Origin of the sequence: Mycobacterium sp., from assembly GCF_035499775.1 — a bacterium.
Classification (GTDB): Bacteria; Actinomycetota; Actinomycetes; order Mycobacteriales; family Mycobacteriaceae; genus Mycobacterium.
Genome location: NZ_DATJYB010000103.1, coordinates 1 through 25,908, shown reverse-complemented (window position 1 = coordinate 25,908; position 25,908 = coordinate 1). Strand labels below are relative to the sequence as shown.

23 protein-coding genes, 1 tRNA gene and 3 pseudogenes are annotated in these 25,908 nt (G+C 65.8%); 16 read left to right on the top strand and 11 right to left on the bottom strand.

Translation table 11 applies throughout. The annotated features are described in order from the left end of the window. The 3 genes from VML93_RS07275 to VML93_RS07265 all read left to right on the top strand — a co-directional run. Window positions 1–119 (top strand): DUF4873 domain-containing protein (locus tag VML93_RS07275; protein WP_325609140.1); only part of this gene is annotated, 119 nt, incomplete at its 5' end. Between the two features lie 409 nt (window positions 120–528). Further along, on the top strand, window positions 529–1,302 hold the full coding sequence (locus VML93_RS07270) for an STAS domain-containing protein (RefSeq protein WP_325609136.1): 774 nt from the start codon (window positions 529–531) through the stop codon (window positions 1,300–1,302). Between the two features lie 78 nt (window positions 1,303–1,380). Further along, entirely contained in the window at window positions 1,381–2,250 is an 870-nt protein-coding gene (locus VML93_RS07265; protein ID WP_325609134.1) for a TIGR03619 family F420-dependent LLM class oxidoreductase, read from the top strand. A gap of 82 nt (window positions 2,251–2,332) precedes the next feature. On the opposite strand, the gene VML93_RS07260 is transcribed toward VML93_RS07265, so the two are convergent. The 3 genes from VML93_RS07260 to VML93_RS07250 all read right to left on the bottom strand — a co-directional run bounded on the left by VML93_RS07260 (window position 2,333) and on the right by VML93_RS07250 (window position 5,553). Further along, window positions 2,333–3,739, bottom strand: a complete 1,407-nt coding sequence (locus VML93_RS07260; RefSeq protein WP_325609132.1) for a wax ester/triacylglycerol synthase family O-acyltransferase — start codon at window positions 3,737–3,739, stop codon at window positions 2,333–2,335. Between the two features lie 168 nt (window positions 3,740–3,907). Further along, on the bottom strand, window positions 3,908–4,762 hold the full coding sequence (locus tag VML93_RS07255; protein WP_325609130.1) for a GAF and ANTAR domain-containing protein: 855 nt from the start codon (window positions 4,760–4,762) through the stop codon (window positions 3,908–3,910). After that, window positions 4,747–5,553 carry an enoyl-CoA hydratase/isomerase family protein gene (locus VML93_RS07250; protein ID WP_325609128.1) on the bottom strand — a complete coding sequence of 269 codons (807 nt, stop codon included), beginning with the start codon at window positions 5,551–5,553 and terminating at the stop codon, window positions 4,747–4,749. Before VML93_RS07250 ends, VML93_RS07255 begins: the two co-directional genes overlap by 16 nt. A 56-nt stretch (window positions 5,554–5,609) precedes the next feature. Between VML93_RS07250 and VML93_RS07245 the strand changes: the two genes are divergently transcribed. Next, window positions 5,610–6,536 carry an SAM-dependent methyltransferase gene (locus VML93_RS07245; RefSeq protein WP_325609126.1) on the top strand — a complete coding sequence of 309 codons (927 nt, stop codon included), beginning with the start codon at window positions 5,610–5,612 and terminating at the stop codon, window positions 6,534–6,536. On the opposite strand, the gene VML93_RS07240 is transcribed toward VML93_RS07245, so the two are convergent. Beyond that, on the bottom strand, window positions 6,526–8,478 hold the full coding sequence (locus VML93_RS07240) for a fumarylacetoacetate hydrolase family protein (RefSeq protein WP_325609124.1): 1,953 nt from the start codon (window positions 8,476–8,478) through the stop codon (window positions 6,526–6,528). The two genes, VML93_RS07245 and VML93_RS07240, sit on opposite strands and share 11 nt — an antisense overlap. Continuing rightward, a complete protein-coding gene (locus VML93_RS07235; RefSeq protein WP_325609122.1) occupies window positions 8,475–10,742 on the bottom strand; it encodes an ATP-dependent DNA ligase in 2,268 nt (755 codons plus the stop codon). The genes VML93_RS07240 and VML93_RS07235 overlap by 4 nt, the downstream gene beginning before the upstream one ends. A gap of 32 nt (window positions 10,743–10,774) precedes the next feature. Between VML93_RS07235 and VML93_RS07230 the strand changes: the two genes are divergently transcribed. After that, window positions 10,775–12,157, top strand: a complete 1,383-nt coding sequence (locus VML93_RS07230; protein WP_325609120.1) for a mannitol dehydrogenase family protein — start codon at window positions 10,775–10,777, stop codon at window positions 12,155–12,157. After that, entirely contained in the window at window positions 12,154–13,023 is an 870-nt protein-coding gene (locus VML93_RS07225; protein WP_325609118.1) for a carbohydrate kinase, read from the top strand. The genes VML93_RS07230 and VML93_RS07225 overlap by 4 nt, the downstream gene beginning before the upstream one ends. A gap of 12 nt (window positions 13,024–13,035) precedes the next feature. On the opposite strand, the pseudogene VML93_RS07220 reads toward VML93_RS07225, so the two are convergent. Both VML93_RS07220 and VML93_RS07215 read right to left on the bottom strand, forming a co-directional pair. Further along, window positions 13,036–13,356: pseudogene (locus VML93_RS07220) on the bottom strand (phosphate ABC transporter substrate-binding protein PstS); the annotation flags it as partial. Then, window positions 13,355–13,747 (bottom strand): annotated as a pseudogene (locus VML93_RS07215) (serine/threonine-protein kinase); the annotation flags it as partial. The pseudogenes VML93_RS07215 and VML93_RS07220, both read right to left, overlap by 2 nt. A gap of 278 nt (window positions 13,748–14,025) precedes the next feature. Between VML93_RS07215 and VML93_RS07210 the strand changes: the two are divergent. After that, on the top strand, window positions 14,026–14,901 hold the full coding sequence (locus tag VML93_RS07210; RefSeq protein ID WP_325609116.1) for a Ku protein: 876 nt from the start codon (window positions 14,026–14,028) through the stop codon (window positions 14,899–14,901). Between the two features lie 37 nt (window positions 14,902–14,938). Here the strand turns inward: VML93_RS07210 and pstA are convergent. From pstA to pstS, 3 genes and pseudogenes are all read right to left on the bottom strand, one after another. Next, window positions 14,939–15,838: pseudogene (gene pstA, locus VML93_RS07205) on the bottom strand (phosphate ABC transporter permease PstA); the annotation flags it as partial. Between the two features lie 7 nt (window positions 15,839–15,845). Next, window positions 15,846–16,859, bottom strand: a complete 1,014-nt coding sequence (gene pstC, locus VML93_RS07200) for a phosphate ABC transporter permease subunit PstC (RefSeq protein ID WP_325609114.1) — start codon at window positions 16,857–16,859, stop codon at window positions 15,846–15,848. Between the two features lie 12 nt (window positions 16,860–16,871). Beyond that, entirely contained in the window at window positions 16,872–17,984 is a 1,113-nt protein-coding gene (pstS, locus tag VML93_RS07195) for a phosphate ABC transporter substrate-binding protein PstS (RefSeq protein WP_325609112.1), read from the bottom strand. Between the two features lie 250 nt (window positions 17,985–18,234). On the opposite strand from pstS, the gene VML93_RS07190 reads away from it, so the two are divergent. Both VML93_RS07190 and VML93_RS07185 read left to right on the top strand, forming a co-directional pair. Next, entirely contained in the window at window positions 18,235–19,026 is a 792-nt protein-coding gene (locus VML93_RS07190) for an SDR family oxidoreductase (protein ID WP_325609110.1), read from the top strand. A gap of 34 nt (window positions 19,027–19,060) precedes the next feature. Further along, complete coding sequence (locus VML93_RS07185; RefSeq protein ID WP_325609108.1) at window positions 19,061–20,134, top strand: diacylglycerol kinase; 1,074 nt, start codon at window positions 19,061–19,063, stop codon at window positions 20,132–20,134. Between the two features lie 9 nt (window positions 20,135–20,143). Here VML93_RS07185 and VML93_RS07180 read toward each other — a convergent pair whose 3' ends face one another. After that, window positions 20,144–20,653 (bottom strand): MarR family winged helix-turn-helix transcriptional regulator, encoded by a 510-nt coding sequence (locus VML93_RS07180; RefSeq protein ID WP_325609106.1) that lies wholly within the window; start codon window positions 20,651–20,653, stop codon window positions 20,144–20,146. A gap of 193 nt (window positions 20,654–20,846) precedes the next feature. Between VML93_RS07180 and VML93_RS07175 the strand changes: the two genes are divergently transcribed. The 7 genes from VML93_RS07175 to VML93_RS07145 all read left to right on the top strand — a co-directional run. Then, window positions 20,847–21,176: a hypothetical protein gene (locus VML93_RS07175; RefSeq protein WP_325609104.1), complete on the top strand. Its 330-nt coding sequence runs from the start codon at window positions 20,847–20,849 to the stop codon at window positions 21,174–21,176. Window positions 21,177–21,306: 130 nt separating this feature from the next. Further along, window positions 21,307–22,539: an Nramp family divalent metal transporter gene (locus VML93_RS07170; RefSeq protein WP_325609102.1), complete on the top strand. Its 1,233-nt coding sequence runs from the start codon at window positions 21,307–21,309 to the stop codon at window positions 22,537–22,539. Window positions 22,540–22,592: 53 nt separating this feature from the next. After that, on the top strand, window positions 22,593–23,648 hold the full coding sequence (locus tag VML93_RS07165; RefSeq protein WP_325609138.1) for a poly-gamma-glutamate hydrolase family protein: 1,056 nt from the start codon (window positions 22,593–22,595) through the stop codon (window positions 23,646–23,648). Between the two features lie 32 nt (window positions 23,649–23,680). Further along, window positions 23,681–24,499 carry an LLM class F420-dependent oxidoreductase gene (locus tag VML93_RS07160; RefSeq protein WP_325609100.1) on the top strand — a complete coding sequence of 273 codons (819 nt, stop codon included), beginning with the start codon at window positions 23,681–23,683 and terminating at the stop codon, window positions 24,497–24,499. Window positions 24,500–24,538: 39 nt separating this feature from the next. Beyond that, window positions 24,539–24,611 (top strand) — tRNA-Arg (locus VML93_RS07155). Window positions 24,612–24,762: 151 nt separating this feature from the next. Continuing rightward, window positions 24,763–24,954, top strand: coding sequence for a leucine zipper domain-containing protein (locus VML93_RS07150; protein ID WP_325609098.1), 192 nt, complete (start codon window positions 24,763–24,765; stop codon window positions 24,952–24,954). A 37-nt stretch (window positions 24,955–24,991) separates the two neighbouring features. Then, the coding region (locus VML93_RS07145; protein WP_325609096.1) for a hypothetical protein at window positions 24,992–25,908 on the top strand (917 nt) is incomplete at its 3' end.

Genomic DNA, 25,908 nt, shown 5'->3' with positions numbered 1-25,908 from the left:
CGGCGACCCTGACGGTCGGCGAGCGCAGTGCCCCGGCGCGCATCGTCGAACGGACACCATGGGGCACCCATTCCATCGCCGGAGTCGGCGCGCCACCGTACCTGATGTCGCGAGCCTGAGCGCTGCGCGATTTCTTCGCTGTCGACATCAGTCAAATTCCGGTTAGGCTGGCGTTTATCCACACTGGAGGTTGGCCACGCGGCCTTAGTGGGTAACCCGCGTAAGTGACGTTCGCACCGGAGGACCAGACACGACGAGAACGACATGTTCGGCGTAACGGGGGTCGGTGCATTCGGCTGGCAACGTCGAGGCACCTACCCGACTCGCGTCCGGTTTCCGGAGCCCTCACCAGTCGCGCCGGACCCACTGTGTCAATCGCCTCGCACCGAGGACGGTTAACCGAAATTAGAACTTGAAGTGCCGCCGAGAGGCGGCATTCGTCGCCAATTGGACCAAGCAGGAGTTCGAGGAGCAGGAGATGGAACGGGACGACAGGATGGGCCCCGGGGGTCCCGCAACCGCGGAAGGATGGCTCTGGTGAGCGCTGTCGCCAATTCGCCGAGCTCGCTGGCCGTCGCCTCGCGGACGGAACAGTCGGTGGTCGTGCTGACCGTCGACGGTGTCCTGGACAGCGCCAACTCGTCGGCGCTCCTCGACAGCATCAGGAAGGCGACCCTGGACGGGCCGCCCGCTGTCGTCATCGACGTCACCTCGCTGCGCGTGCCCGAAGATTCGACCTGGTCGCTCTTCTTTGGCGCGCGTTGGCAGGCCGACGCACGGCCCGAAGTTCCGCTGTTGCTGGCATGCGGGAACCGCGCCAGCCGAGCGGCGATCGAACGCACCGGGGTGGCCCGCTTGATGCCGGTGTATCCGACCGACAAAGCGGCGCTGAAGGCCGTCGCCCGACTCACCCGGGACAAGGTTCGGCGCGCCCACGCGCAACTGCCCTCCCATCTGACCAGCCTGCGCGAGTCGCGCCAGCTGGTCCGCGAGTGGTTCACCGCCTGGTCGCAACCCGGGCTCATCCCGGTCGCCCTGGTGGTGGTCAACGTGTTCATCGAGAACGTGCTGGAACACACCGGCAGCGAGCCGCTGATGATGATCGAGTGCGACGGCCCGGCCGCGACCATCGCGGTCTCCGACGCCAGCACCACGCCCGCGGTGCGGCTGCCGTCGCCGGCGAAGGGCATCGACGTGTCCGGCTTGGCGATCGTCGCCGCGCTGTCGCGGGACTGGGGCAGCACTCCCACGGCGGGCGGCAAGACGGTCTGGGCGATCATCGGTCCCGAGAACCAGCTGTAGTTTTCCGGACCCCGGCGCGGGCCGAATTAGAACACGTTCTAATCTCGTGTTATTGCCCGTCGACGGAAGGCGCATGACGTGCGGTTCAGCTATGCGGAGTCACTCACCGACCCTTCGTTTTACATCCCGCTGGCCAAGGCGGCCGACGAGGCCGGCTACCACAGCATGACGATCGCCGACAGCATCGCCTACCCGTTCGAATCGGACTCCAAGTATCCGTACACACCCGACGGCAACCGCGAGTTCCTGGACGGCAAGGAGATCGTCGAGGCCTTCGTGCTGACGGCGGCGTTGGGCGCAGTGACCTCTCGGCTGCGGTTCAACTTCTTCGTCCTCAAGCTGCCGATCCGGCATCCGGCGCTGACGGCGAAGCAGGCGGGCTCACTTGCCATGCTGACCAACAACCGGTTGGGTCTGGGCGTCGGGACCAGTCCGTGGCCGGAGGACTACGAGCTGGTGGGTATTCCATTCGAAAAGCGCGGCAAGCGGATGGACGAATGCATCGAGATCGTGCAGGGTCTGACCACCGGCGACTACTTCGAGTTCCACGGCGAGTTCTACGACATTCCCAAGACGAAGATGAGCCCGGCGCCCACCCAGCCAATCCCGATCCTGGTCGGCGGCCACGCCGATGTCGCGTTGCGGCGCGCGGCGCACCTGGACGGCTGGATGCACGGCGGCGGCAGCTCTCCCGAGGAGCTGGACCGACTTATCGCCCGGGTCAAGAAGTTTCGCGAGGAAGCGGGTAAGACGGGTCCGTTCGAGATCCACGTCATCTCGATGGACGCCTACACGGTGGACGGCATCAAACGGCTGGAGGACCAGGGCGTCACCGACGCAATTGTGGGCTTCCGGTATCCCTACATCAGCGGGCCCGACACCGAGCCGCTGGAGAAGAAGATCCGGAACCTGGAGCGGTTCGCGGAGAAAGTGATCTCGAAGGTCTAGCGGCGGCCGCAAGCGCGGCCGCGGCGATCGCAAGCCGCATAGTCCAAGCCGGGCGCAGCGGGCCGTCGCCATCCGGTTAGCGTCACCGGGGATCAGAATCCGATTGCGCTTCGAGCAGGTCCAGTTCACGAGCCAGCTGATCGGTGAGGTCGCTCATTGCGGGGACAGCACGGCGGCAGCCGGTCAGACCGAAGGCGATCCGGTCATTGGTGCTGGTGCAGGTGATGTTCAAGGCCTGCCCGTCGACAGGAATCGACAAGGGGTACAGCGCGTCCAGTTGCGCGCCGTTCCAGTACAACGGGCCCGGCGGGCCGGGCACATTGGAGATCATCACGTTCGGCGGGCGCAGCGGCGCAGGCGCGTACCCCAACATCATCGGCAAGGCGAGCGGGACAGCGCCGAGCGCGCTCATCGCGATCACTTGCCGCCGGCTGCGGCCGGCAAGGGCGGCCTTGCCCTCACGCATGCCGGCCCGTATGGCAGACAGGCGCTGACCGGGATCGTCCAGGTGTGTGGCCAGCGAGCACACCAACGTCCCGAGCTTGTTGCCGGGAACCCCACGCATCACATCGTCAGCGGTGGCGCCGCGCAGCGAGACCGGCACCATCGCGGTGAGCGGCGCAGCCGGCAGCGCGGCGTCGGCGATCAGGTAACTGCGCAAAGCCCCCGCGCACATGGCCAGCACGACGTCGTTGACGGTGGCGTCGGCACGCTTAGCGACCAATCGCAGCCGCTCGATCGGGAATGTGCAGCCGGCGAAAGACCGGGCACTGTCGATCGACACGTTCAGCGGGGTGTGTGGTGCAGCCAGGGTCAGCGGGCCTCCGCGGCGGCGCACTGCCCGCCAGGCGGTGTCGGCCAGCGCCGGCGCCATGCCGGCAACCTCTCCGGCCTCGGCAAGCACGGCCCGGGCTAGCTTCAGCGGGCCCAACCGATCCCAGCGTGTCGTTGGGTCAGGTGGCGGTGCCGGCTCGGCCACCTCCCAAAGGGCGGGCATCCCACGAAGATCCGCTTCGGCGCTGATGGTGCGGTGTAGCAGCCGCATGGCCGAGACCCCGTCTGCCAGCGCATGGTGGGCTTTGATGTACATCCCGTACCGCCCGTCGGGCAGGCCTTCGATCAGATGCAATTGCCAAAGCGGGCGGGAGCGATCCAGCATCACAGCATGCAATTGCGAAACCAGCTCCCACAGCGCGGCAAGACCGGCCCGCCGGGGCAATGCGTGGATCTGCACATGGTAGTCCAGTTCCACCTTGGGCACAGTGCGCCAATGCCACTGCCCGAGAGAGGTCAGCGAGCGCTGCGCCCTTCGCCTCCACAGCGGTGCCACCTGCTGGCGCGCCATCGCGGCGGTGAACGCATTGCGGACGTAGCGCGTATCGGCGTTCCCTGGGGGACTCAGCAACGCCAGCGCACCCACGTGCATCGGCCGCTTCGGCGTCTCGGCAATGAGGAATATCGCATCGGCGCCAGACATGGGAAATGGCATGGGCGGCAGAACCTTTCGGGCGCACAAAAGCATGGCGCCACAAACGACGTCCGCAAGGACGTGTCGGATGCTGACTACCGCCGGATCTGGACGGTCAACCCCGCCGAGACTGTGGCGGGCACTTAGTCACCATAACGCACTGCTGCGCCATGGCAACAGCTCGGCTTGTCAGTCCGGCTGTCCCGGTTCGACCAGTCGGCGCGCGATATCAACAACGGCTATGTTCGAATCCTGCGACAACTTTGAGAGCAGGTCGAATGCGGACACCGCGTCGATACCGAAGCGTTCCATGAGGATGCCCTTTGCCTGACCGATGAGATCGCGGGACGCTAGCGCGCTGCGGAATTGCTGGTCATGGCGCAACATGGTCCACGCGAGCGCGATATGAGTGCCCATGATCATCGCCGATTCTTCTGATTCAGCGTCGAACGCATCGGGTCGCTCGGCATAAAGGTGCAGAGCACCCATGTTGTGGCGGTTGACCAACAACGGGATCGTCATGATCGACCGGACCGAGGTCTCAGTGGCAAGATCGCGGCAATAGCCCCGCCAGCGCTTATGGGCCGTCACGTCGTCGATGCGAATGACATCGCCCTTCCAGGTCGGGGAGCCGCACGCGCCCTTGTAGCGTTGCTGAATTTCGGTGAGCAGAACTGGGTACCCGGGAGTCGCCGCAACCGTCTGCACCCCGTCGCGGCCGCCCATCGTGAGTGCCGCATGCTCAACCCCGGGTACGAATTTCACGGCGGTGCCCAGCAGCTTGCCGAGCGCCGTGCCGACGTCATCGGTGCGCCGCTGCTCCTGCAAATTCCTCGCCAATTCGGCGATCTGGAGAGCAATCGTGTGGGCGCTGATAGCGGTCATTGTCGTCTTCTCCAACTGACGTGCCGATGGAGAACGTCTCCATCTTCCTCTCCAGGAGGTATTGCCTGCAAGCATCGGCGGCACGCCAATCCAGAAAGTCGACCGAATTTCTCGCTCGCGAACCTTTTGCGAAACACTAAGCGTCACAGCGAATCCCATTTCGGGGCCCGCTTCTGCTGGTGCGCCTTGGCGGCTTCGGCCGGATTGTTCGTGAATCCGGTCAGCATCTGGGTGCGGTTCTCGATCTCGATGGCATGTCGCAGACTGGGCGCGTCCAGCGCGGTGTTGAGCCCAATCTTGGTCTGCCACACGCCGAATGCGTTGTTGGCGGCGATCTCGCGGGCCTTGACCAGCGCGGCTTGGATCAAGTCGTCGGCCGCAACCACCTCGTGCACCAGCCTGATGCCGCGGGCCTCGTCGGCATCGATGATGCGACCGGTCAGCATGAGTTCGCGCGCCACCCCGGCGCCGACGATCTTGGGCAGCAGGTAACTGGTGCCCATGTCCATCGACGAGAACCCCGCCTTGATGAAAACCGAGCCGAACCGGGCGTTTTCGGAGGCGATGCGGATGTCGGAGTGCAACGCGAATGCCAGCCCACCGCCGACGGCGACGCCGTTGACCGCCGCGATCACCGGGATGGGCAGCTCGTAGAGCCGCAGGTACAGTTCGGCCAGGCGGACCTGGGCGTCGTAGCTGATCTTGAACCCCGGGGTGGTGGGCTTCGGCTCGGTCCAGGCCTCGCCGGTGCCGCTCAGGTCGGCGCCGGCGCAGAATCCGCGTCCGGCGCCGGTCAGGATCGCGGCCCGGAAGTCGCCTTCACCCAGGGCGTCGAGGACGTCGTCCATCGCGTTGATCAGCGAGCCGTCGATGGCGTTGAGGAGTCGCGGGCGGTTCAGGGTGATGAGAGCGATTTCGTTTTCGAGCGTTTCGAGTTCGACAGCAGCCATGTCCGCACCGTAGGCGACACAGCAGACGTCCAGGGAAGCGGCCTACCGTGGCGGGCATGACACGCGCCGAAGGGGACAGCTGGGACCTGGCCAGCAGTGTGGGAGCGACGGCCACGATGGTCGCGGCGGCCCGGGCGGCGGCAACCAGGCGCCCGCAGCCGGTTATCACGGATCAGTTCGCCGAGCCGTTGGTCCGCGCGGTCGGGCTGGACGTATTCACCAAGGTGGCCGCTGGTGAGCTGGATTTCGACGATTTCGAGCGGGGCCTCGGATTTCCGCGGGTGACAGACACATTCGCGGCGCGTGCCCGCTACTACGATGACTATTTCGCCGAGGCGGTTGCCGCTGGGGGGTCGGGCATCCGGCAGGTGGTGATCGTGGCCTCCGGGTTGGACTCGCGCGCCTACCGGCTGACCTGGCCGGCGGGGACCACGGTGTACGAGATCGACCAGCCCGAGGTGATCGAGTTCAAGACCACCACGTTGGAGGCGCTCGGCGCGTCGGCGCGTACTGCGTATCGCCCGGTCGGCGTCGACCTACGTGACGATTGGCCAATCGCACTGCAGGCGGCCGGGTTCCAGGCCTCACAGCCCACCGCATGGCTGGCCGAAGGGGTGTTGATCGGGTTTCTGCCGCCTTCGGCCGAGGTTCGACTGCTGGACAACGTCGATGCGCTGAGCGCTGTTGGCAGCCGGTTTTCCGCGGACTACGGATCGCTGAACGCCGGCACGCCGGAAGCTTCGGAGCAGGCGCGGCTGATGGCCGAAGGCTGGCGGCAGCAGGGGCTCAAGCTCGACGTCGCCGGGCTGACCTACCCCGGCGAGCACACCGACGTTGCCGCGCACCTTTCGGGGCTCGGGTGGGAGGCTTCGCGGTCATCACTTCCCGACCTGTTCACCTTGGCGGGATTGCCTGAGTTGGCGGAGCATGACCGACAGGGAGGTGCCGCGACGATCCGGTTCATGCGGGCGGTCAAGAATTAGTCGCGCGAGTGCGCTTGGCCAGCCAGTCCGCCTGCATCACCAGCAGCGCCAGCACCTCCAACTGTGGGGTGTCGGGGTCGAGTTCGCGATAACGCTGGTAAACGTTGACGACGACCCGCTCGGCGTCCAGCCACGTCGCGTACTCGCCCAGGTCAATGGTGTCGGCGCATTCGGACCAGGACAGGCCCTTGCGGTAAGCGGCCTCGGCCTGCTCGGACACGTGAGCGAGATAGCCACGGACACCGCGGATTCCGTCGGGATCGGTGACCGGACCGTGGCCGGGCACCACAATCGGCGCGTCCAGCGCGATCATCGCGTCGCACGCCGTGACCCAGTTGGCGATGGGCCCGGCCCACACGATCGGCGTGCAGCCGATGAACAGCAGATCGCCGCCGAACAGCACACCGGCATCAGGCACGTGCACCACCGAGTCCGCGGCGGTGTGCGCCGGACCCAGGTTCAGCAGGTCCACCCGCCGGCCGCCGACCTCGATACTCAGCTCGCGGTCAAAGGTCACATCGGCATTGCGCACCTTGATACCACTGAAGTCGAAGTGCCCGAAGCGTTCTCGCGCATAGGGTGATGCGACCGGACCCAGGTTTCCGGTCTGCGTCATGGCCAGCATCTCCGGCGGCATGCCGTGCGCGATCTCCTCGGCAGTGCCCTCGGCGGCGATGATCCGCACCGACGCGTCCAGCAGCTGATTACCGTGCGTGTGGTCGCCGTTGGAATGGGTGATCAATGCGTCGGTGATCGGCGCGACGTCGGTGACGGGCTTCATCGCGCCGAGCATCTCGCGGGTCAGCGCCAGATCGAACAGCGTGTCGACCAGCAGCGACGCACCGTCGCCGGCGACCAGGCCGGCGTTGCTCCAGCCGTATCCCCCGTCCGGCAGCGTCCACGCCCACACCCGCTCGCCGACCCCGTGCAGCCCGCGGGTGAAGGGCACCAAAGCGGGCGCCCGGTTGACCCGAACAGGAGCCGGGGCGGCATCCGGGTTGGGCCGTGGGGCCAGCGGATGCGGTGCGCTGCCGGCGCGGACGGTTTGGCGGGTCTCCCCCAGGCCTTGCACCTGCAGGGTGACGACGTCGCCGTCATGCAGCCAGCCCCGAAACGATTCCAGCGCAGTAAGACTCAGATGCTCGACGAGGGTGCAGGTGGGCACCGTGCCGGAGCCGAACACGTCGCCGGGGTTCAGCGTCACCCCGCGCGAGGCATACGAGATGACTTCGCCGAAGCTCCAGTCCATCTGGGCGGTGGACCCCGAACCGATCACGCTGTCGTTGACCAGCGCGGTCACCTGCAGGTCCAGCTTGCCGTCACGACGGTAGGGCTCCAGCTCATCGGGGGTGACCAAATACGGGCCGAGCGTGACGCCGCTGTCCTTGCCTTTGGCCTGCCCGATCGCCAGCTGACCTTCCAGCTGCTGCAGGTCCCGGGCGGACCAGTCGTTGAAGATCATGTAGCCGATGATGGCCTGCTCGGCTTCCTCGACGCTGAGATCTTTACCGGTCACGCCGATGACCGCGGCGATCTCCAATTCGAAGTCCTGCCAAGCACTTCCAGGAGCCATCGGGGCGTCGTCGTAGGGGCCCAGGACGGTTGCCGGACACGCGAAGTAGAACGCGGGGATGCGGTACCAGGTGTCGGCGAGTACCCGCCCGGCGCCCATCGCGGCCTGGCAATTGCGCATGTGGTCCAGGAAGCACAGCGAGTCGCGGACCGACGGCGGACGCGGGATCGGCGCACACAACGTCACACCGCTCAGCGGCACCGCCTCCGACGCCGCACGCAGCGCCTCCTCGCCGGCCTCGCGCAGGCCGTCGGCGCCGAAGCTGACCAGCTCGAGCAGCGTCACACCCGGCGGCATCGGGTAGATCGTGTCGCCGGAGAGCACTCCGGTGCGTTCGCCGCTATCGCTGTGATAGGTAACCCATTTCATTCGCGCACCACCTCACTCGGTTTCTTGTCCGGCCGCAGCCCACGCCAACTCGGTTGACGCAATCGGTTGTCCGGGGTCCACTCGCTGTAGCGCACCTCCCCGACCAGAACCGGCTCGACGAACGTAACCCGCTTGGCGTCGAGCGCCGGAAGCGGGGCGTCGAACGGAGATCTGTCGGTGTGCAGCGGCGCCAGGGTCGCCTTGAGGTTGGCCAGGTCACGTTCGGTGAAGCCGGTGCCGACCCGACCGGCGAAACGCAGCCCCTCGGCGCCGGGAATGCCGACCAGCAGCGCGCCGATGCCGCTGCTGCGGCCGCCTTCGCCGGCCCGCCAACCGCCGACGACGACTTCCTGGGTGTTCCAGTGCTTGTCCTTGACCCAGGACGCCGAACGGCGGCCCGGCTGATAGGTGGAGTCGCGTCGCTTGGCGACCACACCCTCCCAACCGTGTTCGAACGAGTACTGCAGCGCCTCGGCGCCGTCGCCGGGGAGCAGCTTGGGAACGGTGAGATTGGTTGCGCCGGAAAGCGTTTCCAACAGCTTCCGCCGATCGGTGTAGCGGGCCCGCAGCAGCGAGCGACCGTCGAGATAGAGCAGGTCGAATGCCCAGAACTGGACGCGGGTGGCGCGGCTGCGGTTCTGCATTTCGTTGAAGCTGGGCACACCGGACTTGTTCAGCGCGACGACCTCGCCGTCCAACACCACGTGGTGCTCCGCGAGATCATCGGCCAGCGAATCCAATTGGGGATATTCCTTCGTGACGTCGCGTCCGCTGCGGGACTTCAGCCGCACATCGCCGTGATCGGCGTCGACCAGCAGTCGGTAGCCGTCCCACTTGCCTTCGAAGGCCCACTGACCGGCCTTCATGGCCGTCACCGAACCGTGCGTCGCGAGCATCGGGGCCAGCTCGTCGAACTCGAAGACCTTCTGGTCCTTCATCCGGTGCGCCAGCCACTGGTTGCCGTTGGTCTGAATCAGGGCGTAGCGCCCGGAGATCCGGCTGCCGTGCAGATTGACGATCACCTCGCCCTTTTCGGCGGTGTCGTTGAACTTCTCCGCCTCGTAAGTTCCCGAGTCCCAGATGATCACCTTCCCGGCACCGTATTCGCCCTTGGGGATACTGCCCTCGAACGAACCGTATTCCAGCGGATGATCCTCGGTGTGGACCGCCAGGTGGTTGACCGACGTCGTCTCGGGCAGGTTCTTCGGAACCGCCCACGACACCAGCACCCCGTCTCGTTCCAGTCGGAAGTCATAGTGCAGCCGCCGGGCGTGATGCTCCTGAATTACGAACGTATTGTTTTGGCCGGTAACGGGTTTCGCGGCTGGCACCGGTTCTGGCGTCTTGGATGCGTCGCGCATGCTGCGGTACTTGGACAGCCGGTCCGGGCCAGAGGTATCAACGTCGGCCAGCAGATCGCCGTCGCGCGCTACCCGCAAAAGCACCTCGTCGTAGTTCAATTGCCGCAGCGCGGGATCGTCGAGTTCCTCCCAGCTGCGCGGCGCCGCGACCGTGGGATGCTCACGGCCGCGTAGCGAATACGGGGCGATCGTGGTCTTCGAGCCGCTGTTCTGGCTCCAGTCCAAGAACACCTTGCCGGCCCGCACGCTCTTGGTCATGGTCGACGTCACCAGCTTTGGCATCGACTTCTCTAGTTGCTGTGCAACGCGTTTGGCTAACACGGTAGCGCCCCTGCTGCTCACCGGCTCGTCCAGCGGCGTGTAGAGGTGCAGCCCCTTGCTGCCGCTGGTCAGCGGGAAGGTGGTCAGGCCGATGTCGGCGATCAAGTCCCGCACGGCACGGGCCACCTCGGCCAGCTCCCCCATCGACACACCCTCACCCGGGTCCAGGTCGAACACCAATCGTGTTGCCGGGCCAGGCTTTAACGTCTCGCCACCGCGGGTCCACTCGGCGACGAACCGCCATTGCGGCACATGCACTTCCAGCGCCGCCTGCTGCGCGATCCAGGCCAGCGCGGTGGGGCTGTCGATGATCGGATAGGTGGTAGTTCCGGACCGGTGCGTGATGCTGGCGCGCGGCAGCCAGTCGGGCGCCGAGGACGCCAGCTGCTTTTCGAAGAACGAGGCCTGCTCGACGCCGTTGGGCCAGCGTTTGCGGGTCGCCGGGCGCCCGGCGGTGTGCGGCACCATCACATCGGCGATGCCGGTGTAGTAGTCGAAGACGTCCTGCTTGGTGGTTCCGGTGGCGGGGTAGAGCACTTTGTCGGCGTTGGTCAGCTTCACCTGCTGCGCCGTGGTTCCCATGGTGCAAACCTACTGCCGGTACCGTCACAGGCATGGTTGGGCTGATACCGGGCTACGACCGCGACGGCTTGCAAATCGGCATCGTGCATTTCGGCGTGGGCGGATTTCACCGGGCGCATCAGGCCATGTACATCGACCGGTTGCTGCAGCGGGGCCTGGCGCGAGAGTGGGCCATCTGCGGGGTCGGAGTGATGCCGGCCGACCGCCGGATGCGAGACGTGCTGCAGGCCCAGGACGGGCTGTACACCCTGGTCCTCGAACATCCCGACGGCAGCCGGGACGCCCGGGTGATCGGCTCGATCGTCGACTGCCGCTACGCGCCCGACGACCGCGAGGGCACGATCGAGCTGCTGGCCGCGCCGACGACGCGGATCATCTCGATGACCATCACCGAGGGCGGCTACCAGGTCCGGGACGATAGGTCGGTGTTCGGCCTAATCACCGAAGCGCTGGCCAGACGCCGCTCCCGGGGTATCCCGGCGCCGACCGTCGTGTCCTGCGACAACATCGAGCACAACGGCGACGTCGCGCGCCAGGCCGTCGTCGCGCACGCCGAACGCGCCGGCCTCGACCTGGCCCATTGGGTCGCCGAAAACGTCCGGTTCCCGTCGTCGATGGTGGACCGCATCACCCCGGTCACCACCGCCGAGATCATCGCCGGGGTGCAGCGCGACTTCGGCGTCGCCGACGCCTGGCCGGTGGTCGCCGAGTCGTTCGCCAGCTGGGTGCTCGAGGACGACTTCGCCGACGGCAGACCTCCGCTCGAGGAAGCGGGCGTGCTGGTGGTCGACAATGTGGGCCCGTACGAGGCGATGAAGTTGCGGCTGCTCAACGCCGGCCACCAGTGCCTGTGCTACTTCGGCTGGCTGTGTGGGTACCGCCTGGTGCACGACGCCGCGCGCGACCCGCTGTTCGCCGAATTCCTGCTGGCCTATTTCGATTCCGAGGCGATGCCGACGCTGCGCCCGGTGCCCGGTATCGATCTGCCGGCCTACTCCCGGGAGCTGGTCGAGCGGTTCGCCAACCCGGGCGTGGGCGACACGGTGGCGCGGTTGTGCGCCTACTCGTCGGACCGCATCCCCAAGTGGCTGCTCCCGGTGATCCGCGACAACCTGGCCAGCGGCGGACCCGTCCGACTGGCGTCGGCGACGGTGGCAAGCTGGGCCCGCTACGCCGAGGGCGTCGACGAGCAGGGCGAACCGATCGAGGTCGTCGACAACCTCGCGGACACGCTGGTGCCACTCGCGCAGTCGCAGCGGGTGCGGCGGAGCGCTTTCATCGAGAACACGGCGCTATTCGGGAACCTGGCGCGGGTGCCCCGGTTCGTGGAGCCGTATCGTTGGGCGCTGGATTCGTTGCACACTCGCGGGGCGCGGGCAACCCTGGAGGTGTTGCTGCACGGGGAGGCGTCATGACACGCGGACTGGTGATCGGCGAAGCCCTGATAGACACCGTCGACGGGAACGTCGAGCATGTCGGCGGAAGTCCGTTGAATGTCGCCGTCGGCTTGGCCAAGCTGGGTCGCGCGGTGGATTTCCTCACCCACATCGGCGACGACGCACCTGGCCGGCGCATCACCGAATACGTCGAATCCGCTGGCGCACAACTTGTTCCGGGTAGTGTCACGGCCGCCCGGACGCCGAGTGCGGTGGCGACGATAGCCGCGGACGGGTCGGCCGGCTATGCGTTCGACTTGGAGTGGGAGCTGTCCGGCATACCAGAGGTAGCGCCACCGCTTTTCGTGCACACCGGATCCATCGCCGCGGTACGCGAACCGGGGTGCTTGGCCGTCGCGGCGCTGCTCGACGCTTATCGCATCTCGGCGACGGTCACCTTCGATCCGAACGTACGTCCGTCGCTGATCGTCGACCGGGACCAGGCGCGGGAACGGATCGAACATCTCGTCGAGCGCAGCGACGTCGTCAAGGCCAGCGACGAGGATCTGCGCTGGCTCAATCCCAAACAGCCGCCGGAGTTGACCGCGCGGACCTGGCTGGCTACGGGGCCCGCGATTGTCGTGCTGACCATGGGAGATCGGGGCTCGATGGCGTTCTGCGCGGCCGGCGAAGCCCGGGTGGCCGCCCGCCAGGTTCGGGTGGTGGACACCGTCGGCGCCGGCGATGCGTTCATGGTCGGTCTGCTCGACACACTCTGGTCACAGGATCTGTTGGGCGGCATGCAGCGCGGCGCGCTGCGCGAGATCGGGCTGGACGCGCTGACGACGGCGCTTGAGGCGGCGAGTCTGGCCGCCGCATCGACCGTCTCGCGCGCCGGCGCTTAAGTGGCGCGAGCCCTATGCGATGGCGTTGACCGCTGTCACCAGCTTCGGCTTGAACGCGTTCGGAATGGGGATATATCCGACGTCCGCCAAGCCGTTTTGGCCGGCACCAATCGCGCTCTGCAGGAACGCCTTGACGGCCGCGCCGACCTGGGCGTCCGGATACTTCGAGCAGACGATCTCGTAAGTCGTGAGCACGATCGGATAAGCGCCGGGCTGCGACGACCGGTAGAGCGACAGGGTGTCAAGCACCAGGTCGTTACCTTGACCTGCGATCGTCTTGCCGACCGAATCGGCGCTGATCGCCACGGCATCCGAACCGGCCGAGGTGGCGATCGCGGTGCACCAACCCGACCCGATGAGCGGCGTTGAGCGCCGAGGCGACCTGCTCGACAATCGCCACCGCGCGTTCGGGCGCCAGGGGCCCCTCGGCGAGGATGGCCTACAGGTCGCGGCCCTCGATCAGCCGCATGTCGACGTAGAGACGGCCCTCGATTTCACCGAAATGATGGATCGGTACCACATGCGGGTCGGTCAGACCGGCCGCCGCCAACGCCTCCCGGCGAAATCGCCGCTCGAACGTCGGATCGTTGGCCAGATTCGGCGGCAGCACCTTCACGGCGACCACGCGTTGGGTTTCGGTGTCGAACGCACGACACACCTCACCCATGCCGCCCCGGCCGAGCACCTCGATCAACCGGTAGCGGCCGAATGGTGTCCCCTCCACGCCCCTCGCTTCGGCAAAGACCAGCAAACGTTCAGCAGTCCCATTAAAGCGGTGGCTGCGTCGACACGCGACAAAACCCCGGCCGAATGGTTCGGACCGTCGGCGCCGACCCGCTGCGGCATCTGAATCATTGGCTCCGCCATGGTATTTCACCGGCGATCGGCTAGTCTCGCGAGCTGGGGGCACCTCCCGCTTGCGGGGGAACGCAAAAGCACCCGTTTTCGTGCCGAAACAGGGGCTTTTGCGTCTGCTCGCCCGACTGTGGGCATACTGACAGAATGCGCTCCATCTGGAAGGGTTCAATCGCGTTCGGGCTCGTGAACGTGCCGGTCAAGGTGTATAGCGCCACCCAGGACCACGACATCAAGTTCCATCAGGTGCACGCCAAGGACAACGGACGCATCCGGTACAAGCGCGTGTGCGAGGTATGCGGCGAAGTCGTCGAATACGCTGATCTCGCCCGCGCCTACGAATCCGACGACGGGCGAATGGTGGTGATCACCGACGACGACATCGCCACGTTGCCCGAAGAGCGCAGCCGCGAGATCGAGGTACTGGAATTCGTCCCGGCCAGCGAAGTCGACCCGATGCTGTTCGATCGCAGCTACTTCCTGGAACCGGATTCGAAGTCGTCCAAATCGTATGTGCTGCTGGCCAAGACGCTCGCCGACACGGACCGGATGGCGATCGTGCATTTCACGCTGCGCAACAAGACCCGGCTGGCGGCGTTGCGCGTCAAGGATTTCGGCAAGCGCGAGGTGATGGTGATACACACCCTGTTGTGGCCCGACGAGATCCGCGACCCCGATTTTCCGGTGCTGGACAAGAAGGTCGAGATCAAGCCGGCCGAGCTCAAGATGGCCGGGCAGGTCGTGGAGTCGATGGCGGACGAGTTCAATCCCGACCGCTACCGAGACACCTATCAGGAGCAGCTGCAGGAGCTGGTCGACGCGAAACTCGAAGGCGGGGAAGCATTTACCACTGAGGAGCAACCGACCGAGCTGGACGAGACCGAGGATGTCTCCGACCTGCTTGCCAAGCTGGAAGCCAGCGTGAAGGCCCGCTCGGGCGACAGCAAGCCGGCGAAGAAGGCGCCCGCTAAGAAGGCGGCCGCCAAGAAAGCGCCCGCAAAGAAAGCGGCGGCGAAGTCCTGAGCCGAGCCCCGCCCGCTCGGCGCGTGCCGGCGCCCGTGCGGCGTTGTGCTGTCAGGAACCGGAACGCGGCGGCAGCCAGATTGATCGCTGCCACGATAATGATCAGGGTCAGCGCCGCGCCCCAGACCCGCAGGAAGCCGGCGTGTTGCGGATTGTTGAGCTCGGTGTAGATCAACAGTGGCAGCGAGGCCATGTTGCCGTGGAAGATGTCGGTGTTGATCGACCGGCTGTACCCGACCAGCACCAGCACCGGCGCGGTCTCACCCAGGACGCGCGAGAGGGCCAGCAAGACGCCGGCGACGATCCCCGGCATCGCGATCGGGAAGACGATCCGCACGATCGTCTTCCATTTCGCAATACCCAACGCGTAGCTCGCTTCTCGCAGTTCGTCGGGCACCAGCCTGAGCATCTCCTCGGTGGCCCGGACCACCACCGGCAACATCAACAAAACCAACGCCAACGACACGGCGAAAGCGCTCTGCTGAAATCCCAGGGTGGCGATCCACAGGCTGAAGATGAACAGCGCCGCAACGATCGAAGGCACCCCGGCCAGCACGTCGACCATGAAGGTGGTAACCCGCGCCAGCCGGCCAGACCCGTATTCCACCAGGTAGACCGCGGTCATCACGCCCAGCGGCACGGCGAGGACGGCCGCCACTCCGGCCTGTACCAGCGAGCCGTAAATCGCGTGGTACACGCCGCCGGCGAACTCCTCGGGTAGCACGCCGCGCAGTGAGTGGGACCACCAGCCCGAGTGGGTGACTGCGTACCAGCCGCGCGCGACCACGACCCACAGCACCCAGACCAGCGGTACCAGTGCGACGACGAACGAGGCGAGGAAAAACGTTGTCGCGAGGTGGTTTTTGATCCGCCGTCGGATGCTCAGCGGTCGTACTACCCCCAGTTTCACCGGCCGGTCGAGTGTATTGATGCTCATTACGCGCTCACCCGTTGACCTTCCCGCCCGCGACCGCGCGGGCGGCCGCGTTGACGACGAACGTCAGGACGAACAGTGCGAATCCGGCTGAGATGTAGGCACCGGTCAGCAGTGGCTGGGTGAATTCCGAGGCGGCGGAGGCGATTTTGGAGGCGAACGTGTAACCACCGTCGAACAGCGACCAATTCCCCGGGCGGGTCGAGGAACGCAGAATGATCAGCACCGCCACGGTTTCGCCCAGCGCACGTCCCAGACCCAGCATGGATGCCGCGATCACACCGCTGCGCCCGAAGGGCAGCACGGTCATTCGGATCACTTCCCACTTGGTCGCGCCGAGCGCCTGCGCCGCCTCGATCTGCATATGTGGGGTCTGCCTGAACACTTCTCGTGACACCGAAGTGATGATCGGCAGGATCATCACCGACAGCACGATGCCGGCGGTGAAGATGGTGCCGCCGCCGGCCAGAGATACGTTTCCCTCCGCGAACGGATGCCACTTCCACACGTGGACCCAGCTCAGATTGCGGTTGAGAAACCTGGCGAGCGGCTCGAGCTTCGGTGCCAGCACGAAGATTCCCCACATGCCGAAGACGATCGAGGGCACCGCAGCCAGCAGATCCACCATCGCGGCGAACGGACGCGACAACCTCGCCGGCGCGTACTGGGTGAGGAACACCGCGATCCCGACCGCGACCGGCACGGCCAACGCCAGCGCGCACGTCGAACTGAGTACCGTCACCATCAACAAGTCGCGGATACCGAAGGCGAGGTTCTTCTCGTCGGTGGGGTCGAACTGCGCACTGGTGAAGAAGTTCGCGTGGTTCGCGCGCAACGACGGGACGGCACGAATCAGCAGGAATACCGCGATCAGCACGATCGCGGCCACGATCATGGAGCCGGAAGTGCCGGCGGCCCACTTGAACAGCCGGTCACCCCGCCGTGCCGCGCGCGCATCGGGAGCCGCGAGCGCGGGCTTTGCTGCGCTCGGGCCGTGCGGCCTGGCTAGCGGTCCTGGGGCCATGACGACGTCAAATCACGCTATCGCGTTGACCGCAGCCGACAGCCTCGACTTGAACGCGTCCGGGATCGGGACATATCCGTTGTCCCCCAAGCCATTTTGACCGGCACCGATGGTGGACTGCAGGAAGGCTTTGACCGCCGTTCCGACCTGAGAGTCCGGATACTTCGAGCAGACGATTTCGTAGGTTGCCAGCACGATAGGGTACGAGCCCGCTTGCGTCGGCTTGTAGAACGAGTTGGTGTCGAGCACCAGGTCATTCCCCTCACCGGAGATGGTGGCCCCGGCGATCGTCTTGCCGACCGAGTCGGTGCTGATCGCGACGGCCTCCGTTCCGGCCGACGTGACAATCTTGGCCATGTTCAGGTGCTGCCCCTGGGCGAACGACCACTCGTTGTAGGTGATCGACCCTTCGGTCCTCTTGATGGCCGCCGACGTGCCGTCGTTGCCCTTGGCGCCCTCACCGACACCACCCTTGAACGACTTTCCGGCGCCCTTGCCCCACGCGCCATCGGAAGCGGCGTCCAGGTATTTCTGGAAGTTGTCGGTGGTCCCGGACTCGTCGTTGCGGTACACGACGTGAATCGGCTCACCGGGCAACGTAAAGCCCTTGTTCAGCTCCTGGATAGCGGGGTCGTTCCACGACGTGATGGTGCCGTTGAAAATCTTCGCCAGCGTCGGACCATCGAGATTCACCGAGCTCACGGTGTTCAGGTTGAAGGTGACCGCGATCGGGCCGAAGACCACCGGCAGATTCCACGCCGGCGAACCGCAGCGCTGCTGCGCCGTTGTGGCCTCGTCCTTGCTCAAAGGTGAGTCCGAGCCCGCGAAATCGGTTTGCTTGCCGTTGAAGTCGGAGATGCCGTTGCCCGAGCCATTGGGCGTGTAGTCCACCGACTGACCCGGGCAGGCCTGTTCGAACGCTTTGATGAACCGGGTCATCGCGTTGCCTTGAGCCGTCGACCCACTGGCCTTCAATTTCTGCTTCCCGCCGCAATTCACGTTCGCCGCCGACGACTGGCCCGCTGAGCTACCCCCGGTTGCGTTGTTGTCGCTGCCACAGCCCGACAACACGAGTGCAAAGACGGCCAGGATACAAAGAGCGGCGCCAAATCGGTTGAGTTTCAATTCACTTCCTAACTCGACAACCAGCTGACTGCCTGCGGGCATGACGTTACATTACTAACGTGTGACCTTCGACATTTGCTTTGGGCGATTATTGCTTATAGCTAGAGTAGCCACGCGCAGGACCCCGTGGATGGCGCCCGTTACATCGCGACACCGGTATGTCAAACTAGAACCTGTTACAGAAAAGCAGTCATCCGAAGCGGCGAGGCGTGTGACCGTTTCGGCCGCACGCTGAAAAAGAGAGGCCGCAATGATCCTTGACAGGTTCCGTCTCGACGACAAAGTCGCCGTCATCACCGGTGGCGGCCGCGGGTTGGGTGCGGCCATCGCGCTGGCTTTCGCCGAGGCCGGAGCAGATGTCGTCATCGCTTCGCGAACGCAGTCTCAACTAGATGCCGTTGCCGAACAGATCCGCGCCACCGGCCGACGGGCCTACACCGTCGAGGCCGACCTGGCCCATCCCGAGGTAACCGCGCAGTTGGCCGGTCAAACTGTCGAAGCTTTTGGAAAGATAGACATTGTCGTGAACAACGTCGGCGGGACAATGCCTAACACGTTGTTAACCACGTCGACAAAAGAATTCAAGGATGCGTTCACTTTCAATGTGGCTACCGCGCATGCGTTGACCACCGCGGCCGTGCCGCTGATGCTCGAACATTCCGGCGGCGGCAGCATCATCAACATCACTTCGACCATGGGGCGGCTGGCCGGACGTGGCTTCGCCGCCTACGGCACCGCCAAGGCGGCGCTGTCTCACTACACGCGGCTGGCGGCGCTGGACCTGTGCCCCCGCATCCGGGTCAACGCCATCGCACCCGGGTCGATCCTGACCTCCGCACTGGACGTGGTGGCCGCCAACGACGAGCTGCGCGCGCCGATGGAGAAGGTGACGCCGATGCGCCGACTCGGCGATCCCGTCGACATCGCGGCTGCAGCAGTATATTTGGCGTCGCCGGCCGGTAGCTTCCTGACCGGCAAGACGCTGGAGGTCGACGGCGGCCTCACCTTCCCCAATCTCGACATCCCCGTGCCCGACCTCTGATGGGCGAGCAGACACCAACCCTAAGGAGCCCGTCATGGCCATACCCGTCGTCCAACTCGGCACCGGCAACGTTGGCATCCACTCGCTGCGCGCGCTGATCACCAACCCCGAGTTCGAGCTCACCGGCGTCTGGGTGTCGTCGGATGCCAAGGCGGGCAAGGACGCCGCGGAGATTGCCGGACTTGCGGATTCGGCTGGCGTGACAGCCAGCACCGATCTGGACGCTGTGCTCGCCACCGGGCCGCAATGCGCCGTGTACAACGCGATGGCCGACAACCGGCTGCCCGAGGCGCTGGAAGATTATCGGCGCGTCCTGGCGGCCGGCGTCAACGTCGTCGGCAGCGGCCCGGTCTTCTTGCAGTGGCCGTGGCAGGTACTGCCCGACGAGCTCATCAAGCCGCTGGAAGATGCGGCCCGCGAAGGCAATTCGAGTCTGTATGTGAACGGTATCGACCCAGGCTTCGCCAACGACCTGCTGCCGCTGGCACTGGCCGGCACCTGCCAGAGCATCCAGCAGGTGCGCTGCATGGAGATCGTCGACTACGCGACCTACGACAGCGCCGTCGTCATGTTCGACGTGATGGGATTCGGTAAGCCGACGGACGAGATCCCGATGCTGTTGCAGCCCGGCGTGCTGAGCCTGGCGTGGGGCTCGGTCGTCCGGCAACTTGCTGCGGGCCTTGGTATCTCGCTCGACGAGGTCACCGAAACCTATGTCCGGGAAGCGGCGCCGGAAGCCTTCGACATCGCCTCCGGGCATATTCCCGAAGGCAGCGCCGCGGCGGTGCGGTTCGAGGTGCGCGGGATGGTCGGCGGCCAACCTGCCGTCGTGCTCGAGCACGTCACCCGGTTGCGCGAGGATCTGTGCCCGGAGTGGCCGCAGCCCGCGCAGGAGGGCGGTTGCTACCGGGTCGAGATCACCGGCGAACCCTCCTACGCCGTGGACATCTGCCTGAGCAGTCGCAACGGCGACCACAACCACGCCGGACTGGTCGCCACCGCGATGCGCGTCGTCAACGCCATCCCGGCGGTGGTGGCCGCCGCGCCCGGGATCGTGACGACCCTTGACCTGCCGTTGGTCACCGGTCGCGGGTTATATGCGCCTTAGCGGCTCATCTCACCACAGCTTGGGTGACCGATAGAGGTTGGCGGGATCGAAATCACCTGCGCCCCTTGCTACGTCGCCCAAAACTTCCAGAGCCTTGTTCAGTTGATCCAGGGCCGCGGCGCCGAGGCGTGCCCGGATCGCCTGGTCCAGCTCGCCCGCTGCTTTGAGCCGCGCTGTCACGAATTCGATTGACTTGTCGGTGAGTTCGACGGCTTTCTCGCGCTGGTCGGTGGTCGACGGGATGGTCTGCACATAGCCCCGTTGGCGCAGTTCGGCGACGACCTTGCTGGCGGCCTGGCGGCTGATGTCGAACAATCGCCCCATCTCCGATATCGAAATCGGTCCCGGTTGCGCGTACAGGGCGAACACGTAGTTCATCGAGTTGCTGCGCTCCGGGAAGCCCTTAGCCTCCATCTCGGTATCGACCCGATGGACATAGCTCCACCAGGCCATCCGCAGCGCGGTGCCGAGGTCTGTCTGCGGCGACCGAAAGCCGGCATCGCCCGGTGTGACAACCATGGTTGACAGTATAGGCGGCGAGGCTTACCCTTCCGATTGTCAACCATGTATGACTGTCATCGCGGTATGACGATTTGCGGCGGTGTTGCCGCCGGGCCTGGTCAGCGTCGACAACACAGGCCTTCCTGAGGAAACAGTTCCCCCAAGCGGAAGGAAGTTTTGGAAATGTCGAAGATTCGGACTCTGTCGGCGAGTGTCCTGTGCGCGGTTGGCCTTGCGCTCAGCGGAATCCTGGTGGGACCCGCCGTCGCTTCGGCCGACCCGGGTCAGCTGGTCATCCCCCGCGAACCCATCCCCGGTCAGCCAGGCCCCGGTCAGCCCGGCCCCGGCGGTCCCGGCGCGCCCGGACCTCGCCCGCCCGGTATGGATGGCCGCCGCGGTCCTGGTGAGCCGGGGACGTTCGGGCCTGGTGAGCCCCGCGGGCCGGGTGGCCCGGGTGCGCCCGGCGCCGGCGGACCTGACGCCGGCGGACCTGGAGGGTCCGGCTTTCATACCTCCCCGCGCGGCGGGTTCGGCGCCATAGCCTGACCGGCGCAACAGCGCGAGACGCAAAAGCCCCTAATTGGCATTCGAATTAGGGGCTTTTGCATTTGCTTTGTACCCTTCGTTAACCTCAATTTCCTATCGGGCAACTGGGATTGAGGGTCGAAACGGTGGCGGAGGGCACTCAGGCCTCGCTCAAAACGAGCTGGTATCTCCTCGGTCCGGCGTTCGTAGCCGCCATCGCCTATGTCGATCCCGGCAACGTCGCTGCCAACGTCAGCTCCGGCGCGAAATACGGCTACCTGCTGCTGTGGGTCATCGTCGTCGCCAACGTGCTGGCGGGTCTGGTGCAGTACCTGTCGGCCAAGCTCGGGCTGGTGACCGGGCGGTCGCTGCCCGAGGCGATCGGCAAGCAGATGAGCCGTCCGCTGCGGCTCGCGTTTTGGGTGCAGGCCGAACTGGTGGCGATGGCGACCGACGTCGCCGAAATGGTCGGCGGGGCCATCGCCCTGCATGTGCTGTTCAATTTGCCGTTGCTGATGGGCGGGGTGATCACCGGGGTGGTGTCGCTGCTGCTGCTGGCGATCAAGGATCGCCGCGGCCAGCTGCTGTTCGAACGCGTCATCACCGGCTTGCTGCTGGTCATCGCGCTCGGTTTCGCGGCCAGTTTCTTCGTCGCGACTCCCCCGCCCGGCGATGTGATCGGCGGCCTGCTGCCGCGGTTCCGCGGCACCGAGACGGTGCTGTTGGCCGCCGCCATCTTGGGCGCCACCGTGATGCCGCACGCGGTGTACCTGCATTCGGGCTTGGCGATCGACCGGCACGGACATCCCGACGAAGGGCAAGATCGGCGCCACCTGCTGCGAGTCACCCGAGTGGACGTCGTGCTGGCGATGGCGGTCGCCGGGACCGTCAACGCGGCGATGCTGCTGGTCGCCGCGATCAACCTGCAGAACCACGGTGTGAGCGCGTCGATCGAGGGCGCGTACGCCGCCATCCACGACACGCTGGGCGCCAGCATCGCGGTGCTGTTCGCGGTCGGACTGCTCGCGTCGGGCCTGGCGTCGGCGTCGGTGGGTGCCTATGCCGGCGCGATGATCATGCAGGGATTGCTGCAGCGGTCGATTCCGATGCTGGCGCGCCGGTTGATCACGCTGATCCCCGCCGTGGCGGTCCTGGCGCTGGGCTTCGATCCCACCCGCACGCTGGTGCTTTCCCAGGTCGTGCTGTCCTTCGGGATACCGTTCGCGGTGCTGCCGCTGGTGCGGCTGACCAGTAACCGCAAGTTGATGGGCGCCGACGCGAACCATCCCATCACCACCGTCGTCGGCTGGGCTGTCGCGGTGGGTGTCTGTCTGCTCAACATCGTCCTGATCTATCTGACGGTGACGGGAGCCACGTGAGTACGGCAGGATAGAGCGTTGTCGTCGTATGCGGAGTTAGCTTGCTTCAAGATTTGCCCGCCAGTCAGCACCGTTATTTCGCATACGGATCCAACCTGTGCGTCAAGCAAATGGCGGCGCGTTGCCCCGACGCGACGGATCCCCGGCCCGCGGTCCTCGACGATCACGACTGGCTGATCAACGAGCGCGGCGTCGCGACCGTCGAGCCGTTCGCCGGCAATCAGGTGCACGGGGTGCTCTGGCAGGTGTCGGACCGCGATCTGGCCACCCTGGACAGCGCGGAGGGCGTACCGGTGCGTTACCGGCGCGACCGGCTGACCGTGCACACCGACGTCGGGCCGTCGCCGGCCTGGGTGTACATCGACCGCCGGGTGACTCCGGGTCCACCGCGGGAGGGCTATCTGCCGCGGATCATCGACGGCGCTACATATCACGGGCTGCCGCAGAGCTGGATCGACTTCCTGCATCGCTGGGACCCCGCGCATTGGCCGCGCCCGCTATCGCCGTCCGGGCATGGGCCGCAATCACTTTCGGCGTTGCTGGGCGAACCCGGCGTGGTCGAGATCAGCCAACTGCGTTCGCGTTTCGGCTTTCTCGCCATTCACGGCGGCGGCCTGGAGCAGATGACCGACGCGATCGCCGAGCGCGCCGCCGAGGCTGCTGGGGGTTCGGTGTACCTGCTGCGGCATCCCGACCGATACCCGCATCACCTGCCGTCGGCGCGTTTCCACCCCGACGAGTCGCCGCGGCTGGCCGCGTTCCTCGACCATGTCGACGTCGCGATCTCACTGCACGGCTATGGCCGCATAGGGCGTAGCACCCAGTTGCTGGCCGGAGGCCGCAACCGTGCACTGGCCGCGCACCTGGCCCGGCACATCACGCTGCCCGGATACGAGGTCGTCACCGACCTCGACGCCATTCCCCGCGAACTGCGCGGACTGCATCCCGACAACCCGGTCAACCGGGTCCGCGAGGGCGGCACGCAGCTGGAGCTGTCGGTGCGGGTCAGGGGCCTCAGCCCGCGCAGTCCGAGCCCGGGCGCCGACGGTTGGTCGCCGGTGACGACTTCTTTGGTGCAGGGCTTGGTCGCCGCGGCGCGGTCCTGGTAAGAGTTATTTAGATCGTTTAACGGAGGTTATTTGTGGCCAAGGATTTCCGCTTTGCGCTGAGCATCCGGTTCTTCAAATCTCGCGCGGCGTTGGAGGACAAGGCGAAGCGGGCCGAAGACCTTGGGTTCGACGTCATCTGCGTGCCCGACCATCTGGGCGCGGCGGCACCGATTCCGACGCTGACCGCCGTGGCGATGGTGACCTCGAAGATCCGGCTGAGCCAATACGTGTTCAACGCCGCCTTCTACAAGCCGGCCCTGCTGAGCCGAGACCTCGGGGCGGTGGACCGGCTCAGTGACGGGCGGCTCGAGATCGGGCTGGGCACCGGTTACGCGCGTGAGGAATTCGACGCCGCCGAGCTGCCCTACCCCAGCGCCGGAGCTCGCGTCGACTACCTCGAGCACATGACGAAGTACCTCAAAGAGCACCATCCGACGACGCCGCTGCTGATCGCCGGAAACGGCGACCGAGTGCTGACCCTGGCGGCTCGGCATGCCGACATCATCGGGCTGACCGGCTCGCGGGTGAACGACGCCGACGACCCGCTGGCCGAGCGCGTCGAGTTCGTCCGCAATGCCGCCGGTGACCGGTTCGAACCGCTGGAGCTGAACCTGGCGATCACCGCCGTCCCGGCCGAGGGCGAGACGATGCCCGACCTGTCGATGACCCGTAGGTACGCCACCGACCTGTCCGACGACGAGATACTCGAGCTGACCTCGGTGCTCACCGGGTCGCCTAGCGGAATGGCCGACAGGTTGTCCCTGTACCGCGAGAGATACGGCGTCACCTCCTTCACCGTGCAGGACAACCACACTGACAACTTCGGGAAGGTGATCGCCGAGCTGCGGTGATCGTGGTGCCCTCTTCTGCCCGGTAAGCTCAGCCAGTCCGCCCTCGTAGCTCAGGGGATAGAGCACGGCTCTCCTAAAGCCGGTGTCGCAGGTTCGAATCCTGCCGGGGGCACTACTGCCGGGGGCACTACTGCGAGACCAAAGATGTGGCTTTCAAACCCCCTAGTGCTAGTCCCTTGCTCCAACGGTTCGGCAGACCGGGGTAGCCGGTCGGGACGAACCCCTTCCCGCCTGGTAACTCCTCGCCTGTGCTGTCCTAATTCATGGCCAGGCGATCGTTGGTCGATCGGATTTTGGTGGATGATTGTAAACCCGCTGACGCGGCCGCCGAGACGAGTGTGTCGCGGCAATGGTTCCGATGGGTGGCACGGTTTTTCGATGAGGGGTCGGCCGGACTGGCCGACCGGTCTTCGCGCCTCAGCCAGGTAACAACGCCAATGCTGCGTCGATCGTGAACGGTCGGCTCTATTCGGTCGACGTTAGTGTGCAGATATGGACCCGCCACAGCCGGCCCACGGGGCGGTCGCCGGAAGGGTCGCGGCGTCTCTGCTGGCGAACGTGTCCAGCCTGGCTGACGACATGCTGACCTATTTAGTCGAGCGGATTCCGGAGGTCGGCGGGGATGCCGAGCTTCGCGGTTTGACCCTGGGATCATGCTCGTCGAATCTCGAAGCGGTCCTTTCGATGGTTCGTCATGGGATCGACGTAGCGGCTGTGGAGGCGCCGGTAACGGCGCTTGAACACGCGCGAGCAATGGCATCACGAGGGCACAGCGTCGATGTGATGCTGCGGTTTTACCGGTTGGGTCATGAGTACTTCACCGAGAAGCTTTCCGACTCGCTCACTGACTTGATTGACGACCCCGCTGTCGCGCTGAGGACGTTTATCGATCTCGAGCGGTTCGGGTTTCGCTACATCGACCGCATCTCCAGCCTGGTGGCTGCCGAGTACGTCGCTGAACTCGACCGGCGCCAGAACCAGGCAAGAGTCGAGCGCGCCGATGTCGTGCGGGCACTGCTGGCTGGGGAACGTGTCGACATCGCGCGGGCCGAACGTGTGCTCAGCCACCGGCTCACCGGTCGGCAGATCGGTTTTGTTTGCTGGGTCGACGACCGCGGCGTCGACCTTGAGGGATTCGCTAGGCGGGTTGGTCGGTACCTCGGGGCGGGTCATTCACTCGTCGTGGCGGACGGCCCACTCGCGGTGTGGGGATGGGCATCGATCACGGGGGCCGTGAGGGCTTCGCTCACGGGCATGGCGACGGAGTTTGGCGGCGAATGCGAAAACGTTCACATCGGGGTGGGCTCGCCCCATCCGGGGGCAGCGGGCTTTCGCACCTCCCATCTCGAGGCTCTCCGCACTCGCCGGGTCATCGAACTATCTGGGCGCACGGCGCCATCGATCACCGC

Excerpts from the sequence above, each read along its gene's own strand:
- VML93_RS07245 (WP_325609126.1), top strand. The coding sequence starts at position 5,610 with ATGACACGCGCCGAAGGGGACAGCTGGGACCTGGCCAGCAGTGTGGGA.
- VML93_RS07250 (WP_325609128.1), bottom strand. The coding sequence starts at position 5,553 with ATGGCTGCTGTCGAACTCGAAACGCTCGAAAACGAAATCGCTCTCATC.
- VML93_RS07185 (WP_325609108.1), top strand. The coding sequence starts at position 19,061 with ATGGCCATACCCGTCGTCCAACTCGGCACCGGCAACGTTGGCATCCAC.
- VML93_RS07270 (WP_325609136.1), top strand. The coding sequence starts at position 529 with ATGGCTCTGGTGAGCGCTGTCGCCAATTCGCCGAGCTCGCTGGCCGTC.
- pstC (WP_325609114.1), bottom strand. The coding sequence starts at position 16,859 with ATGGCCCCAGGACCGCTAGCCAGGCCGCACGGCCCGAGCGCAGCAAAG.
- VML93_RS07235 (WP_325609122.1), bottom strand. The coding sequence starts at position 10,742 with ATGGGAACCACGGCGCAGCAGGTGAAGCTGACCAACGCCGACAAAGTG.
- VML93_RS07260 (WP_325609132.1), bottom strand. The coding sequence starts at position 3,739 with ATGCCATTTCCCATGTCTGGCGCCGATGCGATATTCCTCATTGCCGAG.
- VML93_RS07240 (WP_325609124.1), bottom strand. The coding sequence starts at position 8,478 with ATGAAATGGGTTACCTATCACAGCGATAGCGGCGAACGCACCGGAGTG.
- VML93_RS07180 (WP_325609106.1), bottom strand. The coding sequence starts at position 20,653 with ATGGTTGTCACACCGGGCGATGCCGGCTTTCGGTCGCCGCAGACAGAC.
- VML93_RS07230 (WP_325609120.1), top strand. The coding sequence starts at position 10,775 with ATGGTTGGGCTGATACCGGGCTACGACCGCGACGGCTTGCAAATCGGC.
- VML93_RS07255 (WP_325609130.1), bottom strand. The coding sequence starts at position 4,762 with ATGGGATTCGCTGTGACGCTTAGTGTTTCGCAAAAGGTTCGCGAGCGA.
- VML93_RS07225 (WP_325609118.1), top strand. The coding sequence starts at position 12,154 with ATGACACGCGGACTGGTGATCGGCGAAGCCCTGATAGACACCGTCGAC.
- VML93_RS07150 (WP_325609098.1), top strand. The coding sequence starts at position 24,763 with ATGGCCAGGCGATCGTTGGTCGATCGGATTTTGGTGGATGATTGTAAA.
- VML93_RS07190 (WP_325609110.1), top strand. The coding sequence starts at position 18,235 with ATGATCCTTGACAGGTTCCGTCTCGACGACAAAGTCGCCGTCATCACC.
- VML93_RS07210 (WP_325609116.1), top strand. The coding sequence starts at position 14,026 with ATGCGCTCCATCTGGAAGGGTTCAATCGCGTTCGGGCTCGTGAACGTG.